Raw genomic sequence first — 10705 nt, forward strand, 5'->3', positions numbered from 1 at the left:
TAACTTTACAAAAAGCTACGGTGGCCGCTGGGGTTGTGGCCATGAGTGTTGGATTATTTAATTCTTTTAATGTAGAAGCAGATGGAGGTTGTGGCTATATGTGTTGCCCAGGCACCTCATACTGTACTGATGAATCTGGAATAGTATGGTCAGAGGACAGACCGGTTGATAGAGATTTTCCAGGTGATACCTGTACGAATCATCAATAATCTATGGTAAATAGTAAATAAAAGGCTTCACGATAAGAGTTATTTTATATCTAGATTTATTTAGGTTAGTTAGAATCTTTCGGTTTATCGTGAAGCTTTTTAGCAAATTGTAAATTTAATACTGTTGTGAAATTAACTAAAAAATCAAATAAGGTTTTATTAAATGCGGCAATGTTAATCATTATACTATTGTCTTTATCGAATTGTTCAGAAGACAAATTGAAATCTGATAATGTAAAAAGCTTTACTGAAAAAACGATACCTAGAACAGTAAACCTGGCTGGCAAAAAATACTTTTTTGAGGAAATAAAAGTGCCGCTTAAAATTTTCATTAAAAACAATAAGTTGATCATTGGCGAAAGCAGAAGGGTACCTGAAGATTTTCCTCCAATTCATGTCCTCGATGCAAAAAAAATGAAATATTTGCGGCCATTCGGTAAAATAGGGTTTGGACCCGGTGAAGTTTCTGACGTCTCAGGAATTGATTTAGGTGCCAATGATAATACTTTCTGGGTTTATAGCGCAATGTCAAAGCATTTTTCAGAATTCGACCTTGATGATACCACATCATTGTCAAAAAATCAAATCAAACAAGAAGGAGACTTCTATATGGCCATGGCCATGGCTTGGTCCTCCGATAGTACAGTTATGTGCCGCATGGTAAATGATCCCCATCAATTTGTAGAATTTTCGATTGATGGAAGGCGCTTAGCGAATTATGGGAAATGGGAAGATCATTTAGTCAGAGAAGACCTAACCAATTATATGATGTCGGATTTACATATGGGATGGTTTAAAGGAAACCAGATAAATAATGTTTATGCATCTGCTGGTGTTTATAGAGATAGAATTGAAATTTTAAACAAAGAGAAAGGAAAAATTTTCATTACAGATGGCCCCTTCAATTACATTCCCAAATTTACAATTGCTAATTCCAGTGGCTCATCTAATAAATTAATCGTGGGTATAGCCGAACCCTTGGCCTATTTGGACATTGCTATATCCAAAAACTATATTTTTGGTTTATATTCTGATAAAACCGAAAAACAATTGAGGGAAAGTAATGAAATCGCCAATGATATCTATGCATTTGACCTGGAAGGTAAAATTAAATGTAATTTTATATTGGATATTTCTATCAGAGGATTGGCGGTAGACGAGGAATCCCAAAAATTATATGGCATCACCACAGATGAAGATCCAGGAATTGCTGTTTTTGACTTACCTGACCTAAAATAATACCTCAATGGGCAAAAATACTTCGCTAAAACAATCTTTTTTAATCCTCACCAATAAAACCTCACTCCCTTTAATTCAAAAATACCATAAGCTGTTTACAGCTACCCAAAATATGGGAGATACAGTGGTGTTGTACCATTTGCTAGGGGATAATTCTAATCCAAACTTAGAAGACGTGAATACGCACATCTTTGACGATGAAGTCTTAAGCTCCTTGAATTATTTCCCACTTGGCTTTACCCTGGTACCGGGTAGCAATCATTTCCCCTTGCTAAAATTCTACCTTTCTCATCCACATTACGATTACTATTGGTGCATTGAAGACGACGTGGAATTCTCGGGGGATTGGAAATCCTTTTTTGAAGATTTTTCCTCTATTGACACTGATTTTATCAGTAGTCATATCCGCCGCTATAAAGAAGAACCGGAATGGCCTTGGTGGCCTACCCTGGCCCATCCCTACACCGTTATCCCACAAGAGCAACGGATCCGGTCCTTTAACCCCATCTACCGAATTTCACGTCAAGCTTTAGAATTACTTCACAAAGCACTCTTAAGCAAGTGGTGTGGGCATCATGAAGTACTCATTCCTACCCTGCTTTATGAAAGTGGATTTTCCATCCAAGACTTTGGTGGGAAAGGGGAATTTGTACCCGAAGGCCTTGAAAACAAATTTTATTCGGAAAATACACCTAACAAAAGAGGTATACTTTCCGACGGCACCATGCGATGGAGACCCGTTTTCGAAAAAACAGGGAATTTGAAAAATAAACTTTACCACCCTGTAAAAATAACAGATGAATAAGGTTACACAACTTTTCCATACACGAGATGAGCTATTGTTGGGACATTACACCAGCCTCGAAAATCCTGGACTCTTTAAAGGCAAGTTTGGCCTTTGCCTTTACTTCTTTGAAGCCTTTCAACAGTGCGAAGAACTAAAATACCAGCATGCAGCGGAACATTTACTACAAGAGGGGTACAATTTTATTCACCAAAACCCGATGCCGACCTCATTTGACAATGGACTAGCCGGAATTGCCTGGGGAATTAACCAATTAATCAAAAGAGGTTATTTGGAGGGTAATGCCGATGAATTGCTAATGGAAATAGACACAATCCTTTTCAAGGTTATTTCTGAAAAAACGAACGAGCTTGAATTTGGCTTAAAACGTGGAATATTAGGCTACCTGATCTATATCCTCGACCGTGTTTCAGTCCAGCCTAAAAATGCGCCAGAGAAGGTAAACAGTGAAATATTCACTTCTCTTGCAGTTTTACTGATAAACCGCATCCACATAATGGCCGAAGAAAACAGTGGAAATTTTACTGAGCCAAAAGAATTTAACCTTTTCTGGGACCTACCCAATTACTTGTATGTATTGGGTGAAATCAACCGCCTAAACATAATGCCCAACAAAACCCGACAAATGATTCGCAACATTTCTTCTCTGCTGCTTTCCTTAATTCCCCAAAATCTAGGTAACTGTCTCAGTTTACTTTACGGAATGAGCAAGGTGGCACATGAGGATTGGTCAGCACACACCCGACTTCTGCAAGAAAAATTAAATAGTGCTTCAATCACTTCTTTTAGGCTTGGAAATAAAAGCCTGTATGTAGAAAACGGTCTTTCCGGTTTGATTTTATTAGACAAGCAAGTAGGGTTGGAAATAGATGATTGGAAGGGCTTGTTTAATGATGAAAAAAACGTACAACTAGCGATGCAACATCTGGAGAAATCCGAGTATTGGAGAGCCACCGAAAAAAATCCAGAAAACGAAATGGGGTTTATTTACGGAATTACAGGAATTCATTACGCTCTCCTTTTTTTGAAACAAATTAAAGATCCTCAACATGAATAAAGCGTCTCTGCAAGATATCAGCTTTCTTATTCCTGTCCGGTTGGATTCTGTCATTCGGCTGGAAAACCTAATGGTGGTGATAGACTTTCTACACCATCACTTACGCTCTCCTATTTTAGTCCTCGAAGCTTCCGCTTATAAAACCGGGATTATTCCTGCTTTTGCAGGGAACAAAATAAATTATTGGTTTGAAGAAGATAGGGACGATATCTTCCACCGGACAAAATACATCAATACATTGGTAGGGTTTTCTAAGACACCATTTGTAGCAATTTGGGACTGTGATGTTATCATTCCACCAAAACAAATCATAGCAGCCCTAAAATGCATAAAAGATGGCGAATCAAGTTTCGTTTTTCCCTATGCCAAAGAATTTTTAGATACGGGTATGATCCTTAGGGAAATTTTTATAAAAAATCGGGATCATACCGTATTTACTTCACACAAAGCTAAAATGATGTCAATGTATGGACCTGACCCCATAGGTGGTGCTTTTCTTGCAAACCTTCAGGATTACAAGGCAACGGGGATTGAAAACCCGAACTTTTACGGGTGGGGAAGGGAAGATGGAGAGCGAATACACCGATGGAAAGGGCTAGGTTACAACCATAACCGCATAGACGGGCCATTGTTCCATCTATCTCATCCCCGTGGAATCAATAGTAGTTTCCATAGTAATCGTGAAGACCAGGGAAAATGGAACGACATTCTTTATATTAAATCACTGGGGAAAAAGGAGTTAAACAACAAAATCCAAGAATGGTCTCAATCTTAAATTATTTTACAAATTTAACTAAAAAATTGAATCCTAAATTGAAGATTAAATCCCAGGTTGAGTACTGGATTCATATTACTGGGAATAAGAAAAACTGGACGGTAGTACAAATTGGAGCCAATGACGGCAAAACCAAAGACCCACTTCATAAGTCTATTTTAAAAAATAAAAAATGGAAAATGCTTTTCGTAGAGCCCGTTCCCTACCTATTTGAAAAACTAAAGACCCATTACCCCGATTCAACTAGGTTTTTATTCGAAAACACCGCCATCAATAATGGCACAAGGCAGGAATTTTATTGGGTAGACCAAAAGGCCAAATACATCCTAGGCAATCTTCCGGACTGGTATGACCAATTGGGCTCCTTTGACAAAAACCATATCAGTAAACATCTGAACGGTATTTTAACCCCCTTTATTGTTTCCACAAGCATAAAGGGAATTACCCTGAAAACTTTGCTTCAAAAGCATGGAATTCAACAAATCGATCTATTGCGGATAGATTGTGAAGGCCACGACTGGAAAATACTTAGACAATTGGATTTGACCAGATTTAAACCCTCTCTTATATTATTTGAAATGAAACACTTGAACCGGGAAGAATTAAAAGCAGCACTTTTATTTCTTTACAATGACTATCAGGTTTATCAGTTTGAGGGGGACTTTTTGTGCTTTTCAAAAGTCGAATATAACGAATTATCTAAAAAAGACATAAAATACCTTCTTGACTTTCATTCCATCGAGTCACTTAAAAACAAGCTTTAGAAAATGAATGAAACTTCAAAAAAATTAAAAATTGCGTTCTTAGTTGAGCGTTTCCCCAAATTATCCGAAACATTTATACTCAACCAAATTAGTTATTTGATTGAGGCAGGCCATAAGGTGGATATTTTTCCGGCAGGCAAGTCTGAAGAAACTAAAGTACATGATGAGATTCACCGATTAGGATTACTCCAGCATACTTTTTATCCACCTAAAGTACCCCAAAACAAAATATGGGCTTGGCTAAAATTCTTTGTGTTGGTAAATATTAAGCCGGCTGTTCGAAAATTGGTTAAGTTACTTGATTCTCAGGATTTTTACCGCAATCAGGATATGATACGTCGGTTATATTTGATTTCTCTTTTCTATCCATTTATATCAAAAAATAAATATGATATTATTCATTGTCATTTTGGCCCTACCGGCTTGAGAGCAGTTTTTGTGAGATCACTAGGACTTTTAGATGGTAAAATGCTCACCACCTTTTATGGCTATGATATCACTCATCGAGCAATGGGTGAAAACTATTATCAAAACCTGTTTTCCAATAGCGATATATTTATTGTCATTTCTAATTTTATCAGGGAAAAAGCAATTTCAGCTGGATTTGACAAGAATAAAATTGTGGTTTTGCCCATTGGTGTGAATCCTGGAGAATTTATACCTCATAAGCAGAAAACAGACAAAGATTGCATTCGACTGTTAAGCGTTGCGCGATTAGTAGAGAAAAAAGGATTGTACTACTCCATCTCAGCTTTTCACCAGCTTGTAGAACTTCACCCAAATACCTTTTATGACATCGTGGGCGATGGTGAATTGATGAAACCTTTAATGGAACTGGTAACCTTTCTTGGATTGGAGGAAAAGGTTTTCTTTCATGGAGAGAAAAAAAAGGTTGACATTATCAATTTTTACAGAAATTCCGACATTTTTGTACTTCCAAGCATTACTGGGAGTGATGGCAATTCCGAAGGACAGGGTCTGGTACTTCAGGAAGCCCAAGCCATGCAATTACCGGTAATTGCTACCTTACACAATGGGATACCTGAAGGAGTAATGGATGGCATCACTGGATACCTAGTTCCCGAAAAAGATATCAATGCCCTTCAAATAAAAATGAAATACCTTATTGAACATCCAAGGGTTAGAAAGGATATGGGAAATAGTGGTAGAAAATTTATAGAACACAAGTTTGACAACTTCCATTTAGGTAAAAAACTGGAAAAAACATATACTGATCTGCTATAAGTCATTTAGGACTCAAATATTTTTGTTTAAAAGCACTGATTAAACAAAAAATATATACAAATAAATTTTAATCGGTAATAGAAAATAGATCGTCTATTACATAATTCTGAGATTAAAAATGTAATTCCAATACAAATGTCAAATTAACACCTATTATTTTGTTAAATTCTATTTTTTTTTTACTTTAACAATATAGTTATACTACTAAATATTTTTTATGGAAACCTCCTATTTAATTCTCAAATGCAGCCAAACCATACTAAAACTAGAGTTGAAAAAAATAACGCATTTTTTAGTAAATGATTACCTTCTCACGGTCTTTTGTTTGAATGGAAATAGCCATTCTTGCTGCTCTTCTCTTAAAAGTATGGAAGATAAGTTGCCGGAAAACTTTTTCAAAATAAACCGAAACTGCATAGTAAATGTAAATTTAATCAATTCTCTTCAAGTAAAAAAAAGGGAAATAATTATGCAAAACGATTTTCGCCTTAAGGTGGCCAAATCAAAATGGACTGAAATAAAAAAGAAAATGATTCTACTAAACCAACTAAATAATGGCTTGGAAAATACAAATTAATCCTATCTCTTGTTTATTTAAAGATAAAACTGGAAATAATAGCAGGAAGTCAAAACCCAAAGAAAGCATTGAGGTAGAAACAATTTTTATCCTAAGTGCAGGTAGAACAGGCACCCGTTTTTTCCAGGATTTTTTTAATACCTGTTTCAGTCAGGTATATGCAGTTCATGAGCCCCAACCTGATTTTTTTGACATGGGTATGCAAAAAATTAGGACAGATTTGCTTTTTGATGTCAGCCGCCAAAATATATGTGAATTCAGAAAACCATTACTAAAGCAAGTGCTTTCCACTCCAGAGACCACCTATATAGAATCAAATCCACACGCTGCATACCTTATTCCGGAACTAATGGCTACATTTTCATCTATCAAGTTTTTGTATGTGGTTAGAAATCCAATAGACTCCGTCAGGTCATTTTATGCTAAATCTCCAAAAGATAGTGGTGGGGAAATGTTGTTTTATGGGGAAAACGATCACAGGAAAAGGATCTGCCCCAAGGACTTTCCAGGCGATGGATGGGAAAAAGAATGGCCCGATTTCAACCGGGTTCACAAAATAGCTTGGTACTGGAATAAAGTCAATAGCATTATTCAGGAATCATTAAAAAACAGTGTGAATTCGATACAAATTAAGTACGAAGATTTCTTTTCAAAAAATCAGTCCATCAGGGAAAAAACAATTTTACGGGTTGTAGATTTTATGAAATTAACTGAAAAAAGGAATGCAGATTGGAACAAAATAAACCGTATCATGAATCAAAGGTCGAATGCAACCAAGGTAGAGTACCTCCCACCCTTTGAACAGTGGCCCATAAGGGAAAAAGAAATGTTTAAGATGTTAACAAAGGAAATGAGGATCAAGCTAAATTACAAATAATTCCTAAAACCCAGTCTCTTTCACTAATCTTCAATCACCACATCACTACATAACCCCTTCACCAACTCACCAAATCCGATAAAACCGCTAGTTCACAGGAAAAAGAACCCAGTTTACGGAAAATACAATTTATCTTATATTAAAAATAATTAAAATTTGCTTATTTGAGATATCTTTTAACCGTAAAACAAAAAATAGCATGAAAAAGAAAATGACTTTACAAAAAGCTACAGTTGCCGTGGGAGTAGTAACCATGAGTGTTGGATTATTTAACTCCTTTAATGCTGAAGCAAATGAAGGAAGTTGTTCTGTCGACATAGCAGGAGTGGAGTTTCCATGCACGAGGATCTGGTGCCAAAGTACATGGAGTTTAAGTGCATGTGGGCTTGGAGAAGTCACTAGTCAGGAGTGTAATGAATTCAAAAATTGTTAAAAATAAAAAAGGTTGGCTTAGGCTGACCTTTTTACTTAGGTTCATTTTTATGAAAAATTCCATACAATTAATTTTGGTTTTTGTGTTTTTTTCTTGTTCTTCCACAACGAATAATGGAAATCTATCAATCATTGTAGAAAAAATTCAAATCCCAATTGATGAAAAATTCTTAAATACTTATCAAATCTGGGATTCCTATTATGAAAATGAGGAATCCAAACTTCTTGCCTATAACGAAACAAGGCATTCATTTGATGTGTTTAGCTTGGATAAACAATCTACTTTAAGCCAAATACCACTTGAACGTGAAGGGCCTGATGGTATAGATAAAGTTGATGGGCTAGATTACTATAATGAAGATTCAATTTTTTTGTACTCGAGAGGCAAACTATACATCTCTACGATAGAGGGGAAAATTAGTAAAGTTCATTCACTTTATGAGTTGTTTAATTTTGATGGTGGAGGAGAACCATCTATAAATTTCTATTTTAAGCTTCGGTATAACCCTGTGTCAAAAAGTGTAGCTTTCTTTATAGTCTACCACAATACAGATCAAAAATCAAAAGGAAATCTTCCTCTGATAGGCTTACTTAATCTTGAAACATTAAAAACGAATTATTTACCAATATACCATAGCGATTTTTTCAAAAGAAACGAAGGTAATGTAGGGTTTGTCACGTACCTGGGATTCAATGATTTTTTAGATGGTAGTATGATCTATAATTTTCAATATCAATCCAATATTTTTTGTTTAAGTACTGAAGGAAATTTGAACAAAGGAAAAGAGGTTAAGCATATATTGCCTTTAATCAACCTAGATAATATTGATTCACATGCCATAAACAATACGCATTTTCTTTCCCCAATACCTGACCCTTGGCAGAAACTTATTTATAGATTCAATTGGGAAGCGCCAATTAAAGGGAAAGAAATTTCATTTCTACAAAAGAAAACCTCACTTACCGTTTTTGATTCCAAATTGAAAAAACTTCAGCACTATTCATTACCTGATTATACTTACCAGATCAATAATTGGTTTGTAACTAAAAAGGGTTTATTTTTAAACCTAGCACATCCTGCAAATCCTACATTGAAGGAAAATACCCTAGAGTTCCATGTTGTAAAATTAAGGAATGACAAATTTTGATAGCTTTTCTACTGTTTCTAAGTGCAATCACAGGTTTTCACTTTCCTCCCTCTGATACAACTCATTTTTTACTGGTACCGCTGGATCATCATATAAAGAATGCTAGGAAAATAGAAATTAGCTATACCCTAATGCATCCCTACGATAAGCAAAAGGAAACCATTCTGCTAATTGAGGATCCCTTGGACAAGTATTTTCAGAAAAGCATAGACCTGCAGCCACTGCGGGATGAATTTAATATCGTTCATATCAAAGGCCGGAATGAGGCTGATGCCATATTGAAAATTATCAATTCTTCAGGGGAAATTGATTGGGCAAAAGCTTATCAATGGCTAAACATGGACCAACAAGCAAGGGACATAGAATTGGTCCGTAAAGACTTATCAGGAGATCGGCCAGTACATTTATTGGGTTTTTCCGGTGCGGCTGCCTACCTGCATTATTACCTTGGACTTTTCCCTGAAAACGTCAAATCCTTGATTTCCTTCAACCCCCTACTCTTTGACCTTCAAAAAAACCTGAATCTTATCAACCCCTCACAGTGCCTGGAATCAATACCACTTGAAAATACTTCCTACCTTGATTTTTTATGGTACAACAATTCCGAGAACCTTTGTAAGGAACAAACGGGGACTGAAGACATAGACCTGGCCTTTTATTTTTATTTAAAATGGCGGTTTCTGTTGCCGTCTTTAGTAGAAGCAGATAAAGCCGATATCGCTCTGAAAATTAGGCTTTTTGAGCACAGTTATGGATTGACCTATAATGCAGCTGCCAATTTACTAGAATCTAAAATAGCGAAGTGGATGATGCTGGAAAGTCATGAAATATGGAAGCAGTTTGAACGCCATCCTTTCTCTGTTTTTGGGGTGAATTATGATCGGGGATTAAATTTTACTGGTAAGGTATTGATTGTAGGTGCAGTACATGACAAATTGCTTTCCAGGTTTTGTTATGATGTGTTGGCAGAGTTTTATTTAAATTCCACCTTACTGCTTATTCGGGATGGGCATTCCTTTGGGAAATTAGGTGGTTCTATGTTGCATAATAACCTAATTCGCTCCTTTATCAACAATGATATCAAGGAGAAAGTCAGTGTTTATCAAATGCTTCGGGAAAAAGGATTACTTTATAACAAAAAAGATCGGGTAAGGTATTGAAAAGGTTGGTGTTATTTCTGAAGATTAGTCTTGGCTAGATTTTTCTTTGGTTCGTTTCTTTTCATCAATGTTTACCCTGTCTTATTCAGGGCCTGTCCTGATTCGTAGAAAGTCAGGGGAAAAGAAATGATTGTTTTATCGCTAATTAAACCACATACCATTGATTAATAGTATGATACATATAAAAAATCTAATTGATTGCGCTTATCTGTAAGAACTAATTTTTAGGGTGATGTTTAGTAAATTTCAGTTTCAATTAAAATAAAATAACTCTTTTACTATTTCCATTGTTACTTTTTTGCTACAGGCCCAAAAAGTAAACAACCTGTCCTGAAGCAGAGCTAGTCAGGGAAAACCACACCGCTGTGTATCTTTTCAGCTAAAATTTAAGGCTTCCCGCACACAGGCAAACTCCTT

General features: G+C 36.0%; 11 protein-coding genes. All 11 read left to right on the top strand.

The window, feature by feature from the left end; all coding sequences use genetic code 11:
- The coding region (locus tag AAC037_RS10100; RefSeq protein ID WP_339902879.1) for a hypothetical protein at nucleotides 1-209 on the top strand (209 nt) is incomplete at its 5' end.
- 171 nt (nucleotides 210-380) lie between these two features.
- Complete coding sequence (locus AAC037_RS10105; protein ID WP_014021632.1) at nucleotides 381-1448, top strand: BF3164 family lipoprotein; 1068 nt, start codon at nucleotides 381-383, stop codon at nucleotides 1446-1448.
- 7 nt (nucleotides 1449-1455) lie between these two features.
- Nucleotides 1456-2253, top strand: a complete 798-nt coding sequence (locus tag AAC037_RS10110; RefSeq protein WP_048643104.1) for a DUF3405 domain-containing protein — start codon at nucleotides 1456-1458, stop codon at nucleotides 2251-2253.
- A complete protein-coding gene (locus tag AAC037_RS10115) occupies nucleotides 2246-3310 on the top strand; it encodes a lanthionine synthetase LanC family protein (protein WP_339902880.1) in 1065 nt (354 codons plus the stop codon). The genes AAC037_RS10110 and AAC037_RS10115 overlap by 8 nt, the downstream gene beginning before the upstream one ends.
- Entirely contained in the window at nucleotides 3303-4085 is a 783-nt protein-coding gene (locus AAC037_RS10120; protein ID WP_339902881.1) for a galactosyltransferase-related protein, read from the top strand. The genes AAC037_RS10115 and AAC037_RS10120 overlap by 8 nt, the downstream gene beginning before the upstream one ends.
- Nucleotides 4086-4123: 38 nt before the next feature.
- The gene (locus AAC037_RS10125) at nucleotides 4124-4849 is read left to right on the top strand and encodes an FkbM family methyltransferase (RefSeq protein WP_339902882.1); all 726 of its coding nucleotides are present in this window, start codon (nucleotides 4124-4126) and stop codon (nucleotides 4847-4849) included.
- Nucleotides 4850-4852: 3 nt separating this feature from the next.
- Nucleotides 4853-6094: a glycosyltransferase gene (locus tag AAC037_RS10130; RefSeq protein WP_339902883.1), complete on the top strand. Its 1242-nt coding sequence runs from the start codon at nucleotides 4853-4855 to the stop codon at nucleotides 6092-6094.
- Nucleotides 6095-6648: 554 nt separating this feature from the next.
- Nucleotides 6649-7548: a sulfotransferase domain-containing protein gene (locus AAC037_RS10135; protein ID WP_339902884.1), complete on the top strand. Its 900-nt coding sequence runs from the start codon at nucleotides 6649-6651 to the stop codon at nucleotides 7546-7548.
- Nucleotides 7549-7759: 211 nt separating this feature from the next.
- Complete coding sequence (locus AAC037_RS10140; protein WP_339902885.1) at nucleotides 7760-7981, top strand: hypothetical protein; 222 nt, start codon at nucleotides 7760-7762, stop codon at nucleotides 7979-7981.
- Between the two features lie 49 nt (nucleotides 7982-8030).
- Nucleotides 8031-9128 carry a DUF4221 family protein gene (locus tag AAC037_RS10145; protein WP_339902886.1) on the top strand — a complete coding sequence of 366 codons (1098 nt, stop codon included), beginning with the start codon at nucleotides 8031-8033 and terminating at the stop codon, nucleotides 9126-9128.
- 131 nt (nucleotides 9129-9259) lie between these two features.
- Nucleotides 9260-10288: an alpha/beta fold hydrolase gene (locus AAC037_RS10150; protein WP_339902887.1), complete on the top strand. Its 1029-nt coding sequence runs from the start codon at nucleotides 9260-9262 to the stop codon at nucleotides 10286-10288.
- Nucleotides 10289-10705 lie beyond the last annotated feature (417 nt).

Source organism: uncultured Cyclobacterium sp. (assembly GCF_963976465.1).
In the GTDB taxonomy this organism is placed as follows: domain Bacteria; phylum Bacteroidota; class Bacteroidia; order Cytophagales; family Cyclobacteriaceae; genus Cyclobacterium.